This is a genomic window from Kribbella sp. NPDC026596, assembly GCF_040638415.1.
GTDB lineage: Bacteria > Actinomycetota > Actinomycetes > Propionibacteriales > Kribbellaceae > Kribbella.
Genome location: NZ_JBEZYF010000038.1, coordinates 1 through 21,805, shown reverse-complemented (window position 1 = coordinate 21,805; position 21,805 = coordinate 1). Strand labels below are relative to the sequence as shown.

At 68.2% G+C, this 21,805-nt stretch carries 23 protein-coding genes and 1 pseudogene; 9 read left to right on the top strand and 15 right to left on the bottom strand.

What is annotated here, in order from left to right; all coding sequences use genetic code 11:
• The first annotated feature begins 8 nt into the window (after positions 1-8).
• A complete protein-coding gene (locus AB0E63_RS27845) occupies positions 9-824 on the top strand; it encodes an SDR family NAD(P)-dependent oxidoreductase (RefSeq protein ID WP_360372415.1) in 816 nt (271 codons plus the stop codon).
• A gap of 9 nt (positions 825-833) precedes the next feature.
• Here the strand turns inward: AB0E63_RS27845 and AB0E63_RS27840 are convergent, their stop codons facing one another.
• Positions 834-1,301, bottom strand: a complete 468-nt coding sequence (locus AB0E63_RS27840) for a GNAT family N-acetyltransferase (protein WP_360372412.1) — start codon at positions 1,299-1,301, stop codon at positions 834-836.
• Positions 1,291-2,670: an MFS transporter gene (locus tag AB0E63_RS27835; protein WP_360372409.1), complete on the bottom strand. Its 1,380-nt coding sequence runs from the start codon at positions 2,668-2,670 to the stop codon at positions 1,291-1,293. Before AB0E63_RS27835 ends, AB0E63_RS27840 begins: the two co-directional genes overlap by 11 nt.
• An 86-nt stretch (positions 2,671-2,756) precedes the next feature.
• Between AB0E63_RS27835 and AB0E63_RS27830 the strand changes: the two genes are divergently transcribed.
• A complete protein-coding gene (locus tag AB0E63_RS27830; protein WP_360372406.1) occupies positions 2,757-3,353 on the top strand; it encodes a TetR/AcrR family transcriptional regulator in 597 nt (198 codons plus the stop codon).
• A gap of 3 nt (positions 3,354-3,356) precedes the next feature.
• On the opposite strand, the gene AB0E63_RS27825 is transcribed toward AB0E63_RS27830, so the two are convergent.
• From AB0E63_RS27825 to AB0E63_RS27800, 6 genes are all read right to left on the bottom strand, one after another.
• The gene (locus AB0E63_RS27825) at positions 3,357-3,719 is read right to left on the bottom strand and encodes a cupin domain-containing protein (RefSeq protein WP_360372403.1); all 363 of its coding nucleotides are present in this window, start codon (positions 3,717-3,719) and stop codon (positions 3,357-3,359) included.
• A 50-nt stretch (positions 3,720-3,769) separates the two neighbouring features.
• Complete coding sequence (locus tag AB0E63_RS27820) at positions 3,770-4,891, bottom strand: MFS transporter (RefSeq protein ID WP_360372400.1); 1,122 nt, start codon at positions 4,889-4,891, stop codon at positions 3,770-3,772.
• 10 nt (positions 4,892-4,901) lie between these two features.
• A complete protein-coding gene (locus tag AB0E63_RS27815) occupies positions 4,902-5,630 on the bottom strand; it encodes an HD domain-containing protein (protein WP_360372397.1) in 729 nt (242 codons plus the stop codon).
• Complete coding sequence (locus AB0E63_RS27810; protein ID WP_360372394.1) at positions 5,627-6,073, bottom strand: gamma carbonic anhydrase family protein; 447 nt, start codon at positions 6,071-6,073, stop codon at positions 5,627-5,629. The genes AB0E63_RS27815 and AB0E63_RS27810 overlap by 4 nt, the downstream gene beginning before the upstream one ends.
• A gap of 85 nt (positions 6,074-6,158) precedes the next feature.
• Positions 6,159-6,824 (bottom strand): response regulator, encoded by a 666-nt coding sequence (locus AB0E63_RS27805; protein ID WP_360372391.1) that lies wholly within the window; start codon positions 6,822-6,824, stop codon positions 6,159-6,161.
• A complete protein-coding gene (locus AB0E63_RS27800) occupies positions 6,821-8,473 on the bottom strand; it encodes an ATP-binding protein (protein ID WP_360372388.1) in 1,653 nt (550 codons plus the stop codon). The genes AB0E63_RS27805 and AB0E63_RS27800 overlap by 4 nt, the downstream gene beginning before the upstream one ends.
• A gap of 179 nt (positions 8,474-8,652) precedes the next feature.
• Between AB0E63_RS27800 and AB0E63_RS27795 the strand changes: the two genes are divergently transcribed.
• From AB0E63_RS27795 to AB0E63_RS27780, 4 genes are read left to right on the top strand one after another with little or no spacing between them, the layout of a single operon-like run.
• Positions 8,653-9,645: a tripartite tricarboxylate transporter substrate binding protein gene (locus AB0E63_RS27795; RefSeq protein WP_360372385.1), complete on the top strand. Its 993-nt coding sequence runs from the start codon at positions 8,653-8,655 to the stop codon at positions 9,643-9,645.
• Complete coding sequence (locus AB0E63_RS27790) at positions 9,642-10,154, top strand: tripartite tricarboxylate transporter TctB family protein (protein WP_360372382.1); 513 nt, start codon at positions 9,642-9,644, stop codon at positions 10,152-10,154. The genes AB0E63_RS27795 and AB0E63_RS27790 overlap by 4 nt, the downstream gene beginning before the upstream one ends.
• On the top strand, positions 10,154-11,668 hold the full coding sequence (locus AB0E63_RS27785) for a tripartite tricarboxylate transporter permease (protein WP_360372379.1): 1,515 nt from the start codon (positions 10,154-10,156) through the stop codon (positions 11,666-11,668). The genes AB0E63_RS27790 and AB0E63_RS27785 overlap by 1 nt, the downstream gene beginning before the upstream one ends.
• A gap of 4 nt (positions 11,669-11,672) precedes the next feature.
• Complete coding sequence (locus AB0E63_RS27780) at positions 11,673-12,113, top strand: EVE domain-containing protein (protein ID WP_360372376.1); 441 nt, start codon at positions 11,673-11,675, stop codon at positions 12,111-12,113.
• Here the strand turns inward: AB0E63_RS27780 and AB0E63_RS27775 are convergent.
• A complete protein-coding gene (locus AB0E63_RS27775; RefSeq protein ID WP_360372373.1) occupies positions 12,104-13,315 on the bottom strand; it encodes a pyridoxal phosphate-dependent aminotransferase in 1,212 nt (403 codons plus the stop codon). The two genes, AB0E63_RS27780 and AB0E63_RS27775, sit on opposite strands and share 10 nt — an antisense overlap.
• Positions 13,316-13,339: 24 nt before the next feature.
• Positions 13,340-13,759: a TetR-like C-terminal domain-containing protein gene (locus tag AB0E63_RS27770; RefSeq protein ID WP_360372371.1), complete on the bottom strand. Its 420-nt coding sequence runs from the start codon at positions 13,757-13,759 to the stop codon at positions 13,340-13,342.
• Between the two features lie 89 nt (positions 13,760-13,848).
• Between AB0E63_RS27770 and AB0E63_RS27765 the strand changes: the two genes are divergently transcribed.
• The 3 genes from AB0E63_RS27765 to AB0E63_RS27755 all read left to right on the top strand — a co-directional run bounded on the left by AB0E63_RS27765 (position 13,849) and on the right by AB0E63_RS27755 (position 16,261).
• On the top strand, positions 13,849-14,037 hold the full coding sequence (locus AB0E63_RS27765; protein ID WP_360372368.1) for a hypothetical protein: 189 nt from the start codon (positions 13,849-13,851) through the stop codon (positions 14,035-14,037).
• Positions 14,038-14,046: 9 nt separating this feature from the next.
• Positions 14,047-15,336 (top strand): crosslink repair DNA glycosylase YcaQ family protein, encoded by a 1,290-nt coding sequence (locus tag AB0E63_RS27760; protein WP_360372365.1) that lies wholly within the window; start codon positions 14,047-14,049, stop codon positions 15,334-15,336.
• 262 nt (positions 15,337-15,598) lie between these two features.
• The gene (locus AB0E63_RS27755; RefSeq protein WP_360372362.1) at positions 15,599-16,261 is read left to right on the top strand and encodes an NYN domain-containing protein; all 663 of its coding nucleotides are present in this window, start codon (positions 15,599-15,601) and stop codon (positions 16,259-16,261) included.
• 187 nt (positions 16,262-16,448) lie between these two features.
• Here AB0E63_RS27755 and AB0E63_RS27750 read toward each other — a convergent pair whose 3' ends face one another.
• The 5 genes and pseudogenes from AB0E63_RS27750 to AB0E63_RS27730 form a co-directional block, all read right to left on the bottom strand.
• Positions 16,449-17,696: an MFS transporter gene (locus tag AB0E63_RS27750; protein ID WP_360372359.1), complete on the bottom strand. Its 1,248-nt coding sequence runs from the start codon at positions 17,694-17,696 to the stop codon at positions 16,449-16,451.
• Positions 17,693-18,403, bottom strand: a pseudogene (locus AB0E63_RS27745) (family 1 glycosylhydrolase). Before AB0E63_RS27745 ends, AB0E63_RS27750 begins: the two are co-directional and overlap by 4 nt.
• Complete coding sequence (locus AB0E63_RS27740) at positions 18,322-19,056, bottom strand: family 1 glycosylhydrolase (protein ID WP_360372356.1); 735 nt, start codon at positions 19,054-19,056, stop codon at positions 18,322-18,324. The pseudogene AB0E63_RS27745 and the gene AB0E63_RS27740 overlap by 82 nt, the downstream one beginning before the upstream one ends.
• Positions 19,046-19,642 carry a heavy metal-binding domain-containing protein gene (locus AB0E63_RS27735; RefSeq protein ID WP_360372353.1) on the bottom strand — a complete coding sequence of 199 codons (597 nt, stop codon included), beginning with the start codon at positions 19,640-19,642 and terminating at the stop codon, positions 19,046-19,048. Before AB0E63_RS27735 ends, AB0E63_RS27740 begins: the two co-directional genes overlap by 11 nt.
• 7 nt (positions 19,643-19,649) lie before the next feature.
• On the bottom strand, positions 19,650-21,749 hold the full coding sequence (locus AB0E63_RS27730; protein ID WP_360372350.1) for a penicillin acylase family protein: 2,100 nt from the start codon (positions 21,747-21,749) through the stop codon (positions 19,650-19,652).
• Between the last annotated feature and the right edge of the window lie 56 nt (positions 21,750-21,805).

Sequence of the window (21,805 nt, the reverse complement as noted above, 5' to 3'; positions counted from 1 at the left end):
GAAACATAGTGAGCAAGGTTTGGTTCGTCACCGGTTCGTCGCGCGGCCTGGGCCGGAGCTTCGTCGAGGCCGCCCTGTCCCGCGGCGATAGGGTGGCCGCCACCGCCCGGACCACCGAGCGCCTCGACGAGTTGGTTGCGACGTACGGCGACGCCGTACTGCCACTCGCGTTGGACGTGACCGACAAGGCCGCGGTCTTCGACAGCGTGAAGCAGGCAAACGACTACTTCGGCCGGCTCGACGTGATCGTGAACAACGCGGGGTACGGCCTGTCCGGTGCGGTCGAGGAGCTGACCGAGCAAGATCTGCGCGACCAGTTGGAGACCAACTTCTTCGGTCCGGTGTGGGTCGTCCAGGCCGCGCTCCCCTACCTGTGCGCGCAGGGGAGCGGTCACGTCATCCAGATCTCGTCGGTCGCCGGCCTCACCGGGTTCCCGACCGGCGGCGCCTACTGCGCGTCCAAGTGGGCCCTCGAAGGACTGAGCGAGTCCTTGGCCCACGAGGTCGCCGGGTTCGGCGTCAAGGTCACCGTCGTCGAGCCCGGCGGCTACGCAACCGAAGGCGCCACCGGCGCTGTCCTCGCCGGCCCTGACCCCCGGTACGACGGACTCCGCGAGGCCTTCATGGAATACGCGAAGACCCTGGACTACGGTGACCCAGCTGCCGCCGGCCGCGCCCTCCTGACCCTGGCCGACACCGACAACCCACCACTACGAGTCTTCTTCGGCTCCCAAGGCCTGCCCATCGTCCAACAGGCCTACACAGACCGTCTGAAAACCTGGTCCGACTGGCAAGACCTGGCGCTGGAGGCCCACGGCGTCTGACCCCGTGAGTTAGTCGGCCAGCTGGTCCGCGTAGATGTCTGGGGACCAGCTGGCTGTGGTCTTGGTGGTGAGGGTGGCGCCCAGGCGGTGGTAGAAGCGGTATCCGGATTGGTTTTCGAGGCGTAGGCCCCAGCTGATCACCAGGCGGTCGGGGAGGGCATGCCGGGCGAGTTCGAGCATGAGCTGGCGGCCGACGCCGGCGTCGCGGAACTGTTCGCGGACGTAGAGGTCATCCAACGCCAGCTGGTCTCCACCGACCCACAGGTACGGGCGCCGAAGGGACGAGACGTAGCCGGCAGGCGTTCCGTCGACGACGGCGATCAGGACGATCACGTCGTCGCGGCCGAGGAAGCCTCGCCAGTGGTCGACGGTCGCCGTCACATACGCGAGCTGATCCTGATACGCCGCCAACTCCTGCAGCATGGTCAGCACAGTCTCGGCATCCGCGGGCCGAGCACGGCGGATCTCAGTGGGCATGGACCACTCCTGTCGAAGGCTTGAAGACGGGTACGACGACCAGCGCGAGGACGGCCGCAACACCGGCAGTGATCGCGGCGAACGTGAACCCCCGAGTGAACCCAGTGCTGACCGTGCCGGCCAAACTCGCCGCCGCAACACTCGAGACCACGGCAACACCCAACGACGCACCGAACTCATGGAACGTCGACAGGAGCCCCGACGCCAGCCCAGCCTCCCGATGATCGACCTGCGCGAACGTCGTCGTCGACGCCGCAACAAAGGCGGCACCGAGCCCGACCGTGCCGACAGTCATCCCGATCACGACCACAGCAGCACCATCCCAGAGAGCGGGGACAACCATCCCCACCGCAGAGATTACGAACCCGATCAAGGCGACGACACGAGCGCCAACATGCCCCACGATCTGCCCGGCCACCTGAGCCCCGACGATCGCGGCGAGCGCGACCGGCAGGAACAACAATCCGGTGCGGAGTGCGCCGTACCCCTTGAAGTGCTGCAGATAGAACGACCCGAGGAAGAACGTCGCGATCATCAACGCGGTCGCGACCAGGATCATGAAGATGCCTGCGGCAACCGGTCGGCGGGTCAGGATCCGCAGGTCCATGAGCGGTGACCGGACGCTCCTTTGCACGAGCGCGAACACGCCGTACAAAACGATTGCGCCGGCCAGGGTTCCAAGCGTCGCGGCCGAAAGCCAGCCTCGGTCACCCGCGTTGATCAGCGCGTAGATCGCCGTACCCGTGCCGGCCGTGACCAACAGAGCGCCCGGTACGTCGAGCCGCCCGAGATCCTCGCCCGGACGATCGACCGGCAGCATCCGGAGCAGCATCACGAAGACGATCACGCCGATCGGCACGTTCACGTAGAACACCCATTGCCAGCCCGGGCCGGCCGTGAGCAGACCACCGAGCAGTACGCCGATCGCCGAGCCGCCACCACCCATCGCCGACCAGATACCGAGCGCCTTGTTGCGCTCCTCGGCGTCGAAGATCTTGGTCACCACCGAGAGCGCGGCCGGGGACAGCATCGCGGCGCCGATGCCTTGCGCAACCCGGCCGGCGAGCAGCAGCTCCGGGCCGGTCGCCAAGCCGGTCGCCAGCGAAGCCAAGGTGAACACTGTCAGGCCGGTCAGCACGACCCGGCGGGAGCCGAACAGGTCGGAGGCCCGGCCGCCGAGCAGCATCAGGCCGCCGAACATCAGCGTGTACGCGCTGACCACCCAGGTCAGCGTCTCGCGCCGCAGCCCGAGATCGGTCTCGATGTTCGGCAGCGCGATCGCCACCACGGTCACATCCAGGATCAGCATGAACTGCGCGACGGCGAGCAGCCCCAGCAGTCGCCACCGCTGAGGGTTTCGTTCTTCCATGGTCAAGTCCTTAAGTCGAACACTGCTGTTCAAGTTATCTCGGGTACCATAACTCGTACACCAGTGTTCGACAAGAGGAGGGCTGGATGGCCGGGACGACCGCCAAGGCCGGCAAGCGGGCGGACGCGCAGCGCAACATCGCGGCGATCCTGGATGCCGCGACGGAATGCCTGAGCCGCGATCCGGCCGCGAGTACGAGCGAGATCGCGAAAGCGGCCGGCGTCGGACGGGTCACGCTCTACGGTCATTTCCCGTCCCGGGCCGAACTGGTCGACGCGGTGTTCGTGCACGCCATCGAGGGCGGCGAGGACACGCTCGGTCAGGTCGATCTGAGCGGTGATCCGCGGGACGCGCTGGCCCGGCTGATCGAGTCCAGCTGGCATCTGGTCGACCGGTACCGGTCACTCCTGCTCGCGGCCCAGGACACGCTCCCGCCGGGCCGGGTGCAAGAGCTGCACGCCGATCCGATGGCGCGCGTGGAGCGGCTGCTCGAGCGCGGCCGGAAGGACGGAGCGTTCCGGACCGACCTGCCCACCTCGTGGCTGGTCAGCGTGATGCACAACGTGATGCACGGCGCCGCCGGCGAGATCCACGGTGGACGCCTGACCCCCGACAAGGCCGCCGGCTACATCACCGCGACCCTGCTCGCCGCCTTCACCCCGCCGGGTGAGCCGGTGAGATAGCGGCTACTCCAGCCAGATGGTTTCGAACGTCGGGTTGGCGTGGATGTGGACGGCTTCGTAGCCGCCCGGGCCGGTGCGGAACTTGTGCGGGGTGTCGGCGGGGACGACGAGGATCTGGCCGGCCTTGCCGACGATCTCCTCGGTGCCGACGGTGAACGTCGCCGTACCGCGCCGGATGATGAAGGTCTCGGCGTACGGATGTTTGTGCAGCCGGGGGCCGACGCCCTCCTGCGTGGTGGACTCGAGGATCAGCGAGACGCCCGCACCACCCGGGAGCTCGGTGTAGTTCTCGGTCCACTCCTCGCCATCGTTCCGCCCGTCGGCCCGGTTGATCACCGCGGCGCCGGAGTTCGCGATCTCGGTCATGAGCACCCTCCCTCGGTCTGCTTGTCACCGTAGCCTCGCAAAGGGTCCTTTCACATTCCTTTCAGTCGCCCGGCGATCGGGGCGAGGAGGGCGACGACGACAGCCAGTACGGCGACGCTGCCCAGCGCGACCGGCAACGACCACGCCGAGGACGCCGCGCCGACCGCAGGTGGACCGAGCAGGAATCCCAGGTAGGCAATCGTCGTCACCGTCGAAATCGCTCCCGCCCGCCGGTCCGGACCGGCCCACGCGCCGGCCATCCCGATGATCGTCGGCGCGCAGACCGACGTACCGAGGCCGGCTACGCCGATCCCGACCAGCGCGAGTACGGCGTTGCCCGCCACGGCGGCGCACAGCGATCCCGCGGCGGCGATGGCGCCTCCGGTCACCAGGAGCTGGACGGGCCGGAGCCGTTTCAGCAGCACGTTGCCGGCGATCCGTCCGGTGGCGGCCGCGGCGGCGAACACGGCCGCGGCGCTGGACGCAAGCCCGGGCGGTGCGTTCAGCGAGGTGTCGAGATGAACCGCGCTCCAGCTCTGCCAGGCGTTCTCGACAAGGTAGGCGAGCGCGCATAATCCGCCGAAGATCAGCAGAGCCGGTTCGAGCCGCCGCCGTACGCCGGGCTGCGCCGAGCCGATCCCGGTCTGCGTCGAGCCCGGCGCGAGCACGACGGCCGCCACGGCGACGATGAGTAACCCGACCCCGCCGAGCACCGGCAACGCGTCCACACCGGTCGCGCGCAGTCCCGCCGTACCGAGGCTGGCGGCGACGACCGCAAGGGAGAAGACACCGTGGGCGAGGTTCATCAGCGGTCGCCCGGTGACGGCCTCGGCGTGGGATCCGGTCGCGTTGATGGCGACGTCGGTGGCGCCGGACGTCGCGCCGAGCAGGAGAAGCGCTGCGCTGAGCGTGACCACAGATCCCGCCAGCGCGGGCAGCACGCCGCAAAGCCCGAAGAGTACGACGACCACGGGCAGCACGACTCCGCCGTACCGATCGATCAGGTAGCCGGTGAAGCGCATCGACACGAGTGCCCCGAGCCCGATCATCAACAGAGCGACACCGAGCTCGCCGTCGTTGATCCCGGCCTCGGCGCGGATCGCGGGCAGGATCGCGCCCCATGCTCCCCAGAACAGTCCGAACGCGCCGAATCCAGCGAGTGGTCTGAGCATGCGCTCAACCCTAGGATCCGTTGCGGTCCAGCGGGTTGTGATTCATAGGCAGGCGCATACCGAGGCGCCAGAGGAGGGCCGCTCGCGAGTTGGGGCGCTCGGCGGCTTCGCGGCGCATGGCGGTCGCGAAGCAGGCGGGGAACCCGTTGCGCGGGTATCGGGCGACGGTTGAGCGGATCACGTCGCGCGGGATATCGGCTGCTCGGGTGCCGGCGACGTCGAGGTGAGCGCCGGCCTGCAGCAGACGGGCCTCGGGTCCGCCGCTGGGCCGGATGTCCATGTGCAGCGCGATCGCTGTGGCGACCGCATCGGCGTACGACGGGCCCGCACCGAGTGACGTCAGCGTCGTACGGGCGACTTCGCTGCCGTGGACCGCGAAACACCCGACCGATTCGTCCGGTCGGAAGCGGTCGGTCAGCGCGAGGTCGTGCATCAGTGCGCTGATGTAGAGAAGTTCTCCGTCGGGTACGACGCCGTCGCGCGCGCCGAGCAGGTCGCCCCACAACCACGTCCGCAGGCAGTGGCCGAGCAGGGGTTCCGGGTACGACGATGCGGCGAGCTCGAGCACGTCACGGCTCAGTGGGGTGTCGGGCGGCTCGCGGTCTGTCAGAAGGGCCGGCGTACGCGGACCGCTCGTCAGGTGCGCCCGGACCAGGCTGGGCAGCCCGGTCAGCTGGGCCAGGACCGCCTGCCTCGCGAAGTGCAGTTTGGCCCGCCGGTCGAGCTCTCCGGGCTTCATCCGACTTGTTCGACCGATGCCGCGTGGCGTTCGGCCAGGTTGTGGTAGACGGCGGCGTTGTGGTCGACGAAGAGCTTGGCGGTGCCCTCGAGTGGAATGATCTTCTTGGCCGGGCTGCCCATGGCGACCGATTCCGGCGGAATTACCGTGCCGGGCGTCACGGTCGAGCCGGCCGCGACCAATGAGCGCTTCCCGACCACCGCGCCGTCGAGCACGATCGCACCGTTCCCGACCAGGGCTTGCTCGCCGATCGTGCAGTCGTGCACGAGGCACTGGTGCCCGACGGTCGCGTTCGGCCCGATCTCGCACCCGTTGTGCCCCACGTGGATCACGGTGTTGTCCTGGATGTTCGCGCCCGCCCGGATCGTGATCGTCCCGAGGTCAGCCCGGATCACCGCGCCGTACCAGATCGACACCCCCGCCTCCACCACCACATCCCCCACCAACGTGGCAGTAGGCGCAACCCACGCCTCCGGGTGCACCGTAGGACTCTTCCCCTCAAACGAAAACAGCGGCATACCCCGCACCCTAACCGCGCCAGTGGTAGCGGCGTTCGGGGCGGCCGGTGGTGCCGTAGCGGAGGGCTACTGAGGCTTGGCCTCGGGTGCAGAAGAACTCGAGGTAGCGGCGGGCGCTGACGCGGGAGATGCCGACCTTTTCGGCGCACTCGGCGGCGGAGAGGTTGCGTTCGGCCGTACGGAGGGCCGCGGCCACCAGGTCCGCGGTCTCCTGACTCAGCCCCTTCGGCAACCGGCTCACCGAAGACCGGGCCGGGGCGAGTACGCGGTCCACGTCGGCCTGGCTGGTGACCTGATCCGGGACGCTCGCCCGCCGTCGCGCGTACTCCTGCAACCGCGACCGCAGATCCTCGAAACCAAAGGGCTTCAGCAGGTAGTTCACCACCCCTTGCCGGACAGCACCCCGTACGGCGTCGGCCTCACGCGCGGCCGTGATCACCAGGATGTCGCAGTCCGGCTGCTCGGCCCGCATCCGCGCGATCAGGTCGAGCCCGAACACATCCGGCAGATAGAGATCCAGCAGCACGAGATCCGGTCGCAGCTCCCGAATCGCATCCAGCGCCTGCGAGCCGGAGTTCGCCGTACCGACGACTTCGAAGCCGTCCACCCGCTCGACGAAACCGCGGTGGATCCGCGCGACCATGAAGTCGTCGTCGACCACCAGGACCGTGATCATCGGGCTCCTTCGGGCAGGCGCTGGACGGACATCCGGGCGACGAACGCGGCGCCGCCGTCCTCGAGGTTGGTGACCGCGACCTCGCCGCCACGCCGGCGACAGACCAGGCGCGTCATCGCCAGCCCGATCCCGCGTTCGCCCTCGGCCGCGGCTTTGGTGGTGAACCCGTGCGCGAACACCTCCTGCGCGAGCTCGGGAGCGACACCGGGACCGGAGTCACGGACCACGATCTCGACACTGCTGGCGTCCTGCCGCAGTTCGACCTCGACCCACGCCGGCGACAGCGGCGTCCCCGACTGCGCGGCGGCGTCGATCGCATTGTCGACCAGGTTGCCGACCACGGTCGCGACATCGGCGGACAGCGATGGATCGAGCCGGAGCAGCGTCGTCCGTTCGGACACCCGGAGCTCGACGCGACGTTCGGCCGCGACCGAGGACTTCGCCATCAGCAAGGCGGCGACCGCGGTGTCGTGGACCCGCCGGGTAACGGTCAGGTCGAGCGACTCACGGTAGCGGTTGAGCGCGCCGACGTACGTGACGACCTCGTCGTACTCCCCGATCTGGATCAGCCCCGAGATCGTGTGCAACTGGTTCGCGAACTCATGGGTCTGGGCCCGCAGCAACTCGGCCGAACTGCGGAACGACCCCAGCTCCCGCTCCAACTGCGCCAGCTCGGTCCGATCCCGCAACGTGGTCACCGAGCCGAGCGACCGCCCGTCCTTCAGCACGTCCATCCGGTTCATCACCAGCACCCGACCACGCCGTACGACGACAGCGTCGCGCGCATCGTCATCCCCAGCCAGCACGTCCCGCAGCCGGCCCTCGATCCCCAACTCCTGCAGGCTCTTGCCGACCGCGTTCTCGGGCAGGTCGAGCAGCCGCCGGCCGACATCGTTCACCAACGTGACGCGCAGGTGCGGATCCAGGGCGACCACACCTTCGGCCAGCCCGTACAGCATCGCCTCGCGGTGCTCGGCCAGCCCGGCGATCTCGCGCGGCTCGAGTCCGAGCGTCTGCCGCTTGATCCGGCGAGCGAGCAACCACGACCCGAGCAGCCCGAGTACGCACGCGATGCCGAGATAGATCGCCAGGTACGACGATGCGCCGCGAAGCCGCTGCCAGACCGACGGAGCCCGCTCCCCGACCATCACGGTGCCGATGTGGCGACCGAGCGACCCGTCCGGCCGACCGTCCGCGTCGCGACCGTCACTCAGCACCGGGATCTGCGAGACCAGCTCCTTGGAACCGTCCACCTGCAGCTCACCGGACCAGCCGCGGCCGTCCGCGACGCGCGGATCGCCGAGCATGAGAGCGCTCCCGATCAGGGTCGGATTGGTTGCCGCGATCACCCGACCACCGGCGTCCGCGACCGTGATCGAGGTGACGCCGGACTGGGTCAGGCTGGTTTGGAGCGAAGGTGCGAGCATCTCCGCGGGCGCCGGTTTCCGGATGCCGAACCGCAGCGTCTGGTTACCGGACAGCTGCTCGGCCAGCGCGGTCACCCGGCGACCCTCGACCCGGTTGAAGGTGGCGGCGGACTGGGCGAGCGAGACCGCGGCGACGGCGACCAGCACCACCACCACGATCGCCAGCTGCAGCACCAGCAGCTGGCCGGCCAACGTCGGCCGCCTACCCAGTCTCAACGCCATGCCGCATGATCACCGCTCGAACGCTCCAGGGCCACAGTTCAACCGGAATCGTCCCATGACCACAATGAACTCAACCTCCGCTGCGGCCACAATGCAGACGACCCACTCGAGACGGGGCCACGATCGTCGCCACCTGAACCCCCGTCTCCGAAAGGACTCCGCCGATGAGGTCTAGGCCGATGCTCTTGGTCACCACGGCGATACTCGCCCTGGTGAGTACGACCGCCTGCGGCGCGACCGCGGACAAGAAGGACTCCGCCGACGCCGGTAACGGCAAACCCGCCACCGGACTGCGACTGATGGTGCCGAACACTGCCGGCGGCGGGTACGACACCACCGCACGGGTCGCCGCGAAGGTGATGGAGGACGCCAAGATCGCGACCGGCGTACAGGTCTTCAACCTGCCCGGCGCCGGCGGCACGGTCGGGCTGCAGCGGACCGTGAACGAGAAGGGCAACGGCAAGCTCGCCCTGCAGATGGGCCTCGGCGTGGTCGGGGCGACGTACACCTCGAAGTCGAAGGCGACGCTGACCCAGACCACCCCGCTGGCCAAACTGATCGAGGAGGCCGGGGCGATCGTGGTACCGAAGAACTCCCCGTACAAGACGATCGGCGACCTGGTCACCGCCTGGAAGGCGAACCCGAAGGGGCTCGCGGTCGGCGGCGGCTCGTCGCCCGGCGGCCCGGACCACCTGCTGCCGATGCAGCTCGCGCAGGCGGTCGGCATCAACCCGAAGGACGTCAACTTCGTCTCGTACGACGGCGGCGGCGAACTGCTGCCCGCGTTGCTCGGCAGCAAGATCGCCTTCGGGGCCAGCGGGTTCGGCGAGTTCCTGGACCAGGTGCAGAGCGGTCAGGTCCGCGTTCTCGCGGTGACCAGCGAGAAGCCGGTCGAGGCGCTGAAGGACGTGCCGACGCTGAAGTCGTCCGGGATCGACCTGGTGTTCACCAACTGGCGGGGAATCGTCGCGCCGCCGGAGATCAGCGCCGAGGACAAGAAGGTCTGGATCGACGCACTGACCAAGATGCACGACTCTGCGGAGTGGAAGGCAGAACTGACCAAGCACGGCTGGACCGACGCGTTCGTCACCGGCGACGAGTTCGGGACCTTCCTGACCGACCAGGACAAGGCGGTCGCGGACATCCTGACCAAGTTGGGGTTGGCGGCATGACCACCGCCGAGCCTCAGGTCGAGACTCGGCGGGATCGGGCGCAGTACGGAGTGTGTGCATTCCTGGCGGTCGTCGGTGTTCTGGTGATCACCGACGCCGCCCGGCTCCGGCACATTGCCAACAGCAACGACCCGATCGGGCCGAAGCCGGTCCCGATGGTGCTCGGCGCGCTCCTGCTGCTGATCGCGATCCTGTACGCCGTCGACGTCGCCCGCGGTGGAACCGGGGAGGCCGAAGGCGGTGAGGACATCGACGTGACCTCGCCGGTGGACTGGCGTACGGTGCTGCTGCTGATCGGCGCGTTCGTGGTCAACCTGGCGCTGATCGAGCCGCTGGGCTGGGTGATCAGCGGAGGCCTGCTGTTCTGGGGTTCGGCGTTCGCTCTCGGCAGCCGGCACCACATCCGCAATCTGTTCATCGCCGCCGCGTTGTCGTTGACGACGTTCTACGCGTTCGCGATCGGGCTCGGCGTGAACCTCCCGGCCGGCGTACTGCAAGGGATCTTGTGATGGACAACCTGACGAACCTGCTGACCGGGTTCGGCGACGTACTGACCCCGCTCAACCTCCTGCTCGCCCTGCTCGGTGTCACGGTCGGTACGGCGGTCGGCGTCCTGCCCGGCATCGGGCCGGCGATGACGGTCGCGCTGCTGCTGCCGATCACCTACGGCCTGGAGCCGGTGCAGGCGTTCATCATGTTCGCCGGCATCTTCTACGGCGGCATGTACGGCGGTTCCACGACGTCGATCCTGCTCAACACCCCCGGCGAATCGTCGTCGGTCGTGACCGCGATCGAGGGCAACAAGATGGCCCGGGCCGGCCGAGCCGCCCAGGCACTGGCCACGGCCGCGATCGGATCCTTCGTGGCCGGCACGATCGGGACCGTGCTGCTGGTGCTCGTAGCGCCGCAGGTGGTGAAGTTCGCGATCAGCCTTGGCGCACCCGACTACCTGGCGATCATGTTGCTCGCGTTCGCCGGCGCGACGTCCGTCCTCGGCTCCTCCCGGATCCGCGGTTTCGCTGCGCTGCTGCTCGGGCTCGTGATCGGCCTCGTCGGGATCGACAAGGTGACCGGCCAGGAGCGACTCACCTTCGGAATCCCCCAGCTTGCCGACGGCATCGATGTCGTGGTGGTTGCCGTCGGCATCTTCGCGGTCGGCGAGGCGCTCTGGGTGGCCGCGCACCTGCGGCGCAACCCGGGCACGGTGATCCCGGTCGGGCGGCCGTGGATGGGGCGCTCGGACTGGCGTCGTTCGTGGAAGCCGTGGCTGCGCGGGACGGCGTACGGGTTCCCGATCGGGGCACTGCCTGCCGGTGGGGCGGAGATCCCGACGTTCCTGTCCTACGCGACGGAGAAGAAGCTCTCCAAGCACCCGGAGGAGTTCGGGCACGGTGCGATCGAGGGCGTGGCCGGGCCGGAGGCCGCCAACAACGCGTCGGCCGCGGGGACCTTGGTGCCGATGCTCGCGCTCGGGCTGCCGACCAACGCGACTGCGGCGGTGATGCTCGCCGCGTTCACGTCGTACGGGATCCAGCCCGGTCCCCTGCTGTTCCAGCGCGAGCCGAAGCTGGTCTGGGCGCTGATCGCCAGCCTGTTCATCGGCAACCTGATGCTGCTCCTGCTCAACCTGCCGCTCGCGCCGGCCTGGGCGAAGCTCCTGCAGATCCCCCGTCCTTACCTGTACGCCGGGATCATCTTCTTCGCCTCGATGGGCGCGTACGCCGTCAACGCGCAGCCGCTCGACCTCCTGCTCCTCCTGCTGCTGGGCCTGCTCGGTTTCGCGATGCGCCGCTTCGGTCTGCCGGTGCTCCCGCTGATCATCGGCGTCATCCTCGGACCGATCGCCGAACGCCAGGCCCGGATGTCCCTGCAACTCTCGAACGGCGACGCCTCCGGCCTGATCGGCGGCCCCATCGCGTACGTCATCTACGCCGTCATCCTGGCCATGCTCGCCTGGCCGCTGATCAACCGGCTCCGCCGCAAAAACATGACGAAAGATGTCGTATATACCGCTGGACAGTAGAGACATGACTACTCAGCAACGAGCCTGGCTCGGTGTCGTGTCCGCGGAACACGCACGGCGCGCTGCCGAAGGGGGCTTCATCCAGCTCAACCACGGCAAGCGGTACGGCGTCGCCCGGCTGCGGGCCGGCGACGGCTTCGCGATCTACTCCCCGACCGAGCGGTTGGGCGAGAAGGCACCGCTCCGGGCGTTCACCGCGCTCGGAGTGGTCGCCGATGCCGAGCCGTACCAGGCGGAGCCGATGTCGATGGGTGCCCACGGCATCGTTCGTCCGTGGCGGCGCCGGGTCGAGTTCGACGCCGTACACCCGGTCCCGCTCGCCGAGATCACCGCTGAGCTGGCGCTGACCGACGATCCCAATTGGGGTTATCAGCTTCGCCGAGGGCTGGTGTCACTCACCGCCGAGGACTTCCAGCTGCTGCGGAACGCGATGGCTCAGCGTTGACGGTAGCCGTCCAGGAACGTCGCGATGCGGGTCACCGCATCGTGGAGCTGGTCCTTGTGCGGCAGCGTGACGATGCGGACGTGGTCCGGCTCGGGCCAGTTGAAGCCGGTGCCCTGGACGATCATGATCTTCTCGGCGCGGAGCAGATCCAGCACGAACTGACGGTCGTCGGAGATGCCGAAGACCTTCGGGTCGAGCCGCGGGAAGACGTACAGCGCGCCCTTCGGCTTCACACACGTCACCCCGGGGATCTGGGTCAGCAGTTCGTACGCCGTGTCGCGCTGAGCAACCAACCGCCCGCCCGGCAGCACCAGATCCTTGATCGACTGCTTGCCGCCGAGCGCGGTCGCGATGGCGTGCTGCGCGGGCATATTGGCGCACAACCGCATGTTCGACAGGATCGTCAGGCCCTCGAGATAGCTCGACGCCTGATGCTTGGGACCGCTGACCGCGAGCCATCCACAGCGGTAGCCGGCCACCCGGTACGCCTTCGACAGTCCGTTGAAGGTGAGCGTCAGTACGTCGGGAGCCAGTGACGCGACCGGGGTGTGGACGGCGTCGTCGTACAGGATCTTGTCGTAGATCTCATCGGCGTAGATCAGCAGGCCGTGCCGGCGGGCGATGTCGACCAGCGTCACCAGCAGGTCGTGGTCGTACACCGCGCCGGTCGGGTTGTTGGGGTTGATGATCACCAGCGCCTTGGTGCGGTCGGTGATCTTCGCCTCGATGTCGGCCGGGTCGGGCATCCAGTCGGATTGCTCATCGCAGCGGTAGTGCACCGGCGTACCGCCCGCGAGTGCGACGGCCGCGGTCCACAACGGGTAGTCGGGCGCCGGAATGAGGACCTCGTCGCCATCCTCGAGCAGGGCCTGCACGGCCATCTGGATCAGCTCGGAGACGCCGTTGCCGATGTAGATGTCGTCGATGTCCAGGTGGACGCCCGCGGGCTGGTAGTGCTGCACGATCGCCCGGCGCGCCGCCGGCAGGCCCTTCGCGTCGCCGTAACCGTGCGCGTCGGCGAGATTACGGACGATGTCCTCGAGGATCTCCGGCGGACACTCGAACCCGAACGGCGCCGGGTTCCCCGTGTTCAGCTTGAGGATCCGGTGTCCCGCCGCCTCCAGCCGCTGGGCCTCCTCCAGCACCGGCCCCCGGATCTCGTAACAAACATTCGCAAGCTTCGAAGACTGCATCACCGACATGCCCAAAACCTTATCCGCGGCTTGTCAACAATCGCCGGACCTGTCCGACGTACAGGAACGCCGCGTCGTCAGCGGGAGGAACACCTCGTCGACGATCTCTGCCAGGACCTCGGTGGGGACGCTGGTGGCGCCGTTGAGCGCGTACTCGTTGCGAAGGAGGGCCACGGCGACAGTCGCGACGCGCGGGGTCACCACAGTGGGGGCGACCTCACCGCGCGCGACCGCACGAGCCAGGACGGTCAGCCAGGGGGTGACGCCGGCGCGGGCGATCTGGTCGTTGAGGTCACGCATGCGTTCACGGTCCGACATGATGTCGGCGAGGAGCTCGCGGAGGATCTGTCCGACCGGGGAGGACATGCGGTCGTTGGCGCGGGTCAGGAGAGCGAGCGCGTCCTCGCGGAGTGAGCCGCTGTCCGGGGTGTCCTCGGGACTGGTCGGCAGCATCTGACGGTAGGCGGCGATGCAGAGGGCTGCACGCTGCTGAGTGGGACACCCGATGGAAGACCGAGCCCGCGTTCCGTCACCGCTTCACATTGCTCAGCGCGGTGCTGGGCGGCCTCCTCCTGGCCGACGCCGCCGTCCGCCTCGTACTCATCTGCCTGCTCCCCGTCAACGTCATGGCCAGCCTCTCCCCGGCGCTACACGTCGGCGCTCTCGCCCTGCTGGCCGGCGCAGGCCTGTGGCTCCGCAAACGCGCAACGGCGCAGGTCCCCGCGCGGTAGGTTCGGGCCATGGTGGCTGTTGGCGATGAGATCTCGGTGGACGTCGCGCGGCGGATTGCCCTGAATGCGCAGGGGTTTGGGGAGGGGCGGCCGCGGCGGGGGGACGTTCGCCAGGTGCGGAAGGCGATCGGGGCAGCGGGGGTGCTGCAGCTGGATTCGGTGAATGTGTTGTGCCGGTCGCACTATCTGCCGGTGTACGCGCGGGTCGGGGACTACGCGCGTACGACGCTCGACCGGCTGAGCTGGGGCGATGAGCGGGAGCTCTTCGAGTACTTCTGGGGACACAAGGCGGCGCTGCTGCCGTTGAGCTACTACCCGTTGCTGCGTTGGCGAATGCGGGCGGCGGAACAGCAGGTCTGGGACCAGGAGCTCGGCCCGGACGTGACCGCGCCGTGGTCGGTCGTCGCGGGGATGCGGCGGCTGAACGCCGAGAAACCCGGGTACGTCGACCAGGTGCTCGCCATGATCACCGAGCAGGGTCCACTCACGGCCGGTCAGGCGAGTCCGGACGGCGTACGGCGGAAGCGGTCCGACCCGGATCCGGATCCGACCACCGGCCGGATGTGGAACTGGCAGGACGCGAAGATCGCGATCGAGTACCTGTTCTGCGCGGGTCGCGTGACGATCGCGGGACGCCGGAACTTCGAGCGGGTCTACGACCTCACCGAGCGCGTCCTGCCGGCCGACGTACTGTCCGCGCCCGAACTACCCGCCGACGAGGCCCGCCGCGAGCTCGTCCGGATCGCCGCCCGCGGTCTGGGCGTCGCCACCGCCCGCGACCTCTGCGGCGCCGGCCAGGGCCACTTTTCGTTGCCCACCGCAACCGCCCGCCAGGTGCTCGCCGAACTGGTCGAGTCCGGCGACCTCATCCCCGTCCGCGTGGAAGGCGTCACCCATCAGAGCTACCGCTGGCACGAGGCCAAGGACCGCGCGGTCGACGCCCGCGCCCTCCTCTCCCCCTTCGACCCCCTGATCTGGAACCGCGACCGCACCCACCACCTCTTCGACTTCTTCTACCGCATCAGCATCTACACCCCCGCCCCCCAACGCATCCACGGCTACTACGTCCTTCCCTTCCTCCTAGGCGATCGCCTGGCAGCCCGAGTAGACCTGAAATCCAACCGCGCCACCTCCACCCTCGAAGTCCCCACCCTCACCCCCGAACCCAACACCCCCGACTTCACCCACTCCCTAGCCACCGAACTCCAGCTCCTCGCCGACTGGCTAAACCTCCAACACATCAAGATCACCGCCACCAGCCCGACCGCCCGAGCCCTAGCTCAGGCACTGTCTGCCTGACGCATCGCGCCTCCTAGGTGCCGAGAACCACGTCTCGCTCACAGCGAGTTAGCACTCGTGCACGTGTTCGATTATGCTCCAACCCTGAAAGGTTGGCGAACCGTCGTTGGCAAGTCCCCGGACAAAAGAATGCGGCCCCCTTTCGGGGGCCGCCTTGTTGGCCTTGACCAACTTTGTCTAACCACAGGTTAGCAAGATCCAGGCGGTCCGCCCAGTCGGTTGGGGTGACCAGCAGGTCGACGAGTGCAGGAAGGCAGTGCGAATGCAGGCCGTGTTCTACGTGGACGGGTTCAACCTGTACCACGGCCTGCGCAGCAAGTACGGGCGCCGCTATCTCTGGCTCGACCTGGAATCACTTGCCGGCAAGCTGCGCGCCGACAGTGACGTTCTCGCCGTCCGCTACTTCACTGCCATCGTGAAAGGCGATCCCGAGGCCGCCCGTCGTCAGGAGACGTATCTCGGCGCCCTCGCTCGGCACTGCCCAGCGGTGACGGTGCACCGCGGCCACTTCAAGGCCAAGACTCCAGCCCCGTGCCGCAAGTGCGGACACCCCTGGCACTGCCGCTGCGATCCACCGATCCGCTACAAGACCTTTGAGGAGAAGCTGACCGACGTCGCACTGGCCAGCCACCTCCTCGAGGACACCGCCACCGGCTTCAGAGACCTGTCTGTGGTTGTCTCCACGGACAGCGACTTCACTCCCGCAATCGATGCAGCTGTCCGGATCGCCCCGAACCGCCCAGTGCTCATCGCGTGTCCGCCCGGGCGTGTTAGCCCCCGATTGCTCAACCCAGCCGTCACTGCGTTCCCTATCTCGGAGTCCTTCCTCAGAGGCAGCCAACTCCCTGACTGCATCGAAGGGCCGCATGCCAGGCATCCAGGCTTCAATCGACCGGACCACTGGTCCATGAGTGGAGCCGAGTGATCGCCCGACGAGCCGTGATGCGGCGACTGTCACGAACATCCCCCAACCACAGCAGCCGCACGCAGGACAGTACGCACGGAGTGGTCGCCAAGCGGGCGACGATAGGAGTCCGCGCCCGCAGGGTGGGTGGGGCAGACGGCGGAGCACGCGACGCAGGAGCGCGCGTGCCGGCTGCGAGGGGAAGCTACTAGCTGACTGACCTGATCTGTCGGACGAGGAGGCCGGCCAGGGCTGTGACGGTGGCGGCTAGGAGGTAGAGGACGGGGTAGCCGCCGGCGTGTTTGACGATGGGGGCGGCGATGGCGGGGGCCAGGACCTGGGGGAGGGAGTTGGCGATGTTGATGACGCCGAGGTCCTTGGCGCGGTCGCGGGCGCTGGGGAGGACTTCGGTGAGGAGGGCGAAGTCGACCGACAGGTAGACGCCGAAGCCGGTGCCGAGGACGATCGCGCCGAGGATGGCGCCGGGCCAGGTCGGCCAGAGGGCGAGGATCACGCCGGCGACGGCCATCACCACGCCGGAGCAGGTGACGAAGACCTTTCGCCGCGCGCTCCGGTCCGACCACCGGCCGAACCCGATCGCGGTGGCCAGGACACAGACGCTGTAGATCGCGGTCAGGATCAGTACGCCGGTGTCCGCGTCGTCGATCCCGACCTCGTCCTGCAGGTAGTAGAAGAGGTACAGCGTGCCGAGCGCGTTCCCGACGTTGAACAGGAACCGCGTCAGCCAAGCCCACCCGAAGTCCGGATACCGCCGCGGACTGATCCAGAACCCACGAAGGAACTCCCGCAGCACCAGCGGTGGCGGCGGTGTGACCAGCGGGGTGTCGTGACTGCGCAGCAGATACGGTACGACGGACAGCAGCAGGAACCCGGCACACGCGACGTACCCAAGTCCGATGCCACCGGCAACAGTCGCGAGCGCGGTGCCGACCAGCGCACCCAGCACCTGTGAGATCGCGACCCAGCCGCCGACGACTCCGCGCTGGTCGACCGGCACCCGGTCCGGCACGGTCGCGGTCACGGCGGCCAGCAACGCGTTGCCGAACAGTTGCATCAGGCACCAGCCGACAATCATCAACGCCACCGCGGTCGCCCCGGCCAGGATCAGCAGACCAACGGCACCCCCGACCGCGCCCGCGAGTACCCAAGGTGCCCGGCGACCGCGGCGAGACGTGGTCCGGTCCGAGATCGCGCCGAACGCCGGATTCGCGAACACCGAGACCGCCGCGCCGACCCCGGTGACCAACCCGTAGATGAACTCCTTGTTGTCAGGAGCAACCGCCTCGGACTGCTTGGCGAGCACCACCTGGATCGGACCGAGCCAAGCGGCGAATACCCCGACGTTGGCCAGTACGACGGCGGCCGTCCAGCCCGGCCGGACCCGAACAGTGGGCTCGGCGAACGCCGCCGGCACCACCCCCGGTTCGGGAATCATCCGCGGTTCTGCGCAATCAGGTCACGGAACCAGTGGTACGACGCTTTCGGGGTCCGCACCAGCGTGTCGAAGTCGACGTGCACCAACCCGAACCGCTGCGAGTACCCGGCGGCCCACTCGAAGTTGTCCAGCAACGACCACTGCTAGTACCCGCGAACGTCGATCCCGTCGTCCATCGCAGCGCGCAACGAGCGCAGGTACCCGTCCAGGTAGTCGATCCGCCGCTGATCGTCGACGACCCCGTCGACGGGCTCGTCGTTGATCGCGCACCCGTTCTCGGTGATGTAGAGGGGCGGCAGCCGATCGCCGTACCGATCCTTGAAGATCCGCAGGATCTCGCCGAACGCCGAGGGCACCACCGGCCAGCCGAAGTCCGTGGTGGGGAAACCCGCGAGCCGGCGGGGCTCGAAGGGCAAGCCGGGAGGCAGCTGGATGCCGTCGGTCGCGGCGGTGTCCGCCTGTCCGGTCGCGGCGCCGACGGACACGGGTGCGTAGTGATTGATGCCGAAGAAGTCGAGCGGTGTCGAGATGATCGCCAGGTCGTCCTCGACGGGGCCGGGCATCGCGGCTTCGAAGCCCGATGGGTAAGTCCCGAGCAGGACCGGATCGGCGAACATCCAGTTGATCAGGTTGTCGTACAACCCGGCCGCTTCCTTGTCCTCGACGCTGTCGCTGGCCGGCCAGGTCGGCGCGTGGTTGGACGCGATGCCAATCTCGGTCGCCCCCCCGCCCGTAACGCCTGCACCGCGCGACCGTGGGCGAGCAGTTGATGATGCGCGACCGGCAACGCGTCGAACAGCAGTTCCTTGCCCGGCGCGTGCGCACCGAGCGAATACCCCATCAACGTGAGCACCATCGGCTCGTTGATCGTGATCCACTGCGGCACCCGATCCGCGAACCGCGCAGCCAGCAGTGCCGCGTAGTCGGCGAAACGATCCGCAATCGAGCGTGAAAGCCAGCCGCCCTCGTCTTCCAGCGGCTGCGGGGTGTCCCAGTGGTACAGCGTCGGCGTCGGCTGAATCCCGGCGCCGAGCAGCGTGTCGATCAACCGGTCGTAGAAATCCAGGCCGGCGGCGTTCCCTGGACCGGTCCCCGACGGCTGGATCCGCGGCCAGGAGAACGAGAACCGGTAGGTGTCCACCCCCAGCTCACGCATCAGCGCGACGTCCTCGGCGTACCGATGGAAGTGGTCGCACGCGACCGTGCCGGTGTCGCCGTCGAGGATCCGGCCCGGCTCGGCGCAGAACGTGTCCCAGGTGGAGGGACCGCGGCCACCTTCGGCCACGGCTCCCTCGATCTGGTACGCCGACGTCGAGACCCCCCACCGAAATCCAAGCGGAAACGAGAGCTCAGCTTCCATTCGCATCATCCTCATCGGGTTTGTTGTCCTGGACCCGCGGCGGCTCGACCTTCCGCACGATCACGGCCGTGCCGTACGCCGCCACCTCACTCATCGTCTGCGCGATCTCGTTGCAGTCGAACCGCATCGCGAGGATCGCGTTGGCGCCCATCTGCTGGGCCATCTGGCACATCCGCATCACCGCGACGTGCCGCGACTCCGCCAGCATCTGGGTGTACTCCGGCACCTCGCCGCCACCCAGTGAGCGGAAACTCGCGGTGAAGTTCGACCCGAAGTCGCGGCTCCGCACGGTCAGCCCGAAGACCTCGCCGAACACCTTCTCCGCGGTGTACCCGGGCAGGTCGTTCATCGTCGACACGAGCACCGGGTACGGCGAACCCTGCGGAGCGACATGCGGCGCGTTCTGCTGCGCCGGCTGATAGTTGCCCGGAGCCTGTCCGTACCCGGGCTGCGCGTAGCCCTGCGGCGCCGGACCCTGCTGGTACCCCTGCTGCGGCGGCGGCCCGTAGCCCGGGGGCGGACCCTGCTGATAACCCTGCTGCGGCGGGTACGGCTGGTTCGGGTTCGGAGGATAGTTCTGCGTCATGCCCTAATCATTGCCTCAAGACTCGGAGTTCGTAGAGGGAGTACCCGTACGACGTAGCCCGGACAGTCCCGGTAACCCGCACATACCGCGCCGAGACGGCCCCGAACCGGACCACATCCTCGCCCCCGTTCCCGGTCGTCGTCGCGAACACCTGCTGCCAGTTCGTCCCGTCCCGCGAGACCTCCACCCGGTACGACTTCCCGTACGCCGTCTCCCAGTTCAGCACCACCCGCCGGATCGTCTGCTCGTTGCCGAGGTCAACCTTCAGCCACTGCGGATCGGACCAGTCGCTGGCCCATCGGGTGTCCAGCTTCCCGTCGACCGCCTGGGCCGGCGGCGAGTTGTACCATCCTTTCTCGTAGCTGCTCGCGGTCGCGGTCTTCCCCGCCGCGAGGTTGCTGACATCGTCACCCCGCCGCGCCGGGAACTCGACCACCTGCTGGTACGTCGGCCGGTTGACCCACGCCATGCGGTCCTGGGTGATCCCGCCCATCGGCTGGTGCACGATCTGGTCCGCGCAGAACTGGTTCCCCGCCGCGCAGTCCGCGGTCGCCGGGTACGTCGTCGCCGCCGGCACCTTGGTTGCTGCTAGCAAAGAGTCCGTGAGTACCGACCGGCAGGTGGCGAGCGAACCAGCGCCGCAGAACGTGACCGGCTGCGGTGTCTTGACAGGATCGCCGAGCACCTTGCGCAGGTCGCGCTGAACGAAGCCCCACCACCCGCTCTGGAACGCGGAGCCCTGCGCACTCGGCCGCTCGTCGATCTTCAGGTTCGCGACCAGTGCGGCGTACAGGTCGGGGCCGAGGGCCTTGAACTCGGCCGGCACCAGCAGCGGCCACCAGGCGTCGAGGATCCGGATCGCGTCGGCGTGATCGTACGTCGTCGACGACGCGTTCGGTGTCCTGCGATGGGCGCCGGCTTGCTGCCACGCGGTCAGTTTGGCGACGGCGTCGGCCACGGCCGGATCGGTGATCGGCGCACTCTTCAGGACACGGAGCAGGTACGGCAGCACCTGAGCGCCGCGGAGGTCAACCGTGGCCGCGTCCTCCATCGCCTCGACCAGCTTGCCGCGGGTGAACTTCTGCCCGCTGTCGATGACCGCCTTGATCCGGTCGTCGAGCGGCTGGCTGCGGTAGACCGCGTTGTAACCCCACTGCCCGTCCGACGCGGAGAACCCGGGCGCCTGCTTGTTGTTCCAGCTGGTCAGGTAGTCCTGATTCACTACCTGCGGATGTTGTGCGGCCGGCGTGTAGGTGGCCCGGTTGGTGTCGGTGTTCCAGCCCTGCCACTCGTACGAGCTCCAGGTCGGCAGGTTCGGGTCGGCACCGGCCGCGCGGACCGGGTTGTCACCGGAGTTGAAGTACGCGATCGACGACTTGTCGGTGTAGAACCAGTTGAACGTGTAGCCGATGTTGGCCGCGGCCCTCTGGAAGTCTGCCGCCGAGTGGATCCGGTCCGGGTCGTTGAACTGCATGAACCCGAGCGCCGATCCGGCCTCGTTGCCGTAGGTTGACCGGTTCTTGGTGAACAGCACCGGCTTTCCGCCGACCGTCCCGCGATGCGTGACGATCCCGTACTTGGTGCGCAGGGCAACCAACGTGTACGACCCCGCCGGCTCGGACGAACCCAGGCTGGAGTACCACTCGTTGTGCCGTTCGAGCCGCTCGATCGGGACACATTCCCCGCGGAACTCGTAGTACTGCGAGTTCTTCGTCGGCGTCCCGCCACCCGGCTCACACAGCGGTACGGCGAAGGTGTCGGTGATGTCCTGCCCGGCCGACGTCGCGCTCCACGAGTAGTCGGGGCCGCGGCCGATCAGTGTGTAGAAGTTGAGTCCGGCGAAGGCGATCCCGCGTGAGCTGACGCCCGGTCCCTGGAGCTCTTGCCGCATGAGCAGCTGTGGAGCGAAGTACCCGGTCTGCGGGCCGTAGACGGCAACCGGGTTGCCGCTCTCGGTGTGGGCGCCGGAGACGAGCAGCGCGTTCGACATGCCCTTCTTGCCGAAGCCCTCGGGGAACAGACCGCCATCGAAGATGCCCTTCAGCGACTCGGAGCCCCTCGGCGCTGGCTTAGTGGTCCGCGCCGTAAGTTCGTCGGGGTTGTTCATGCGGCTTGTGCGAGGGCCGGTGTGGCGGTCTGGTGCTGGTCGATTCGTTGGAGTAG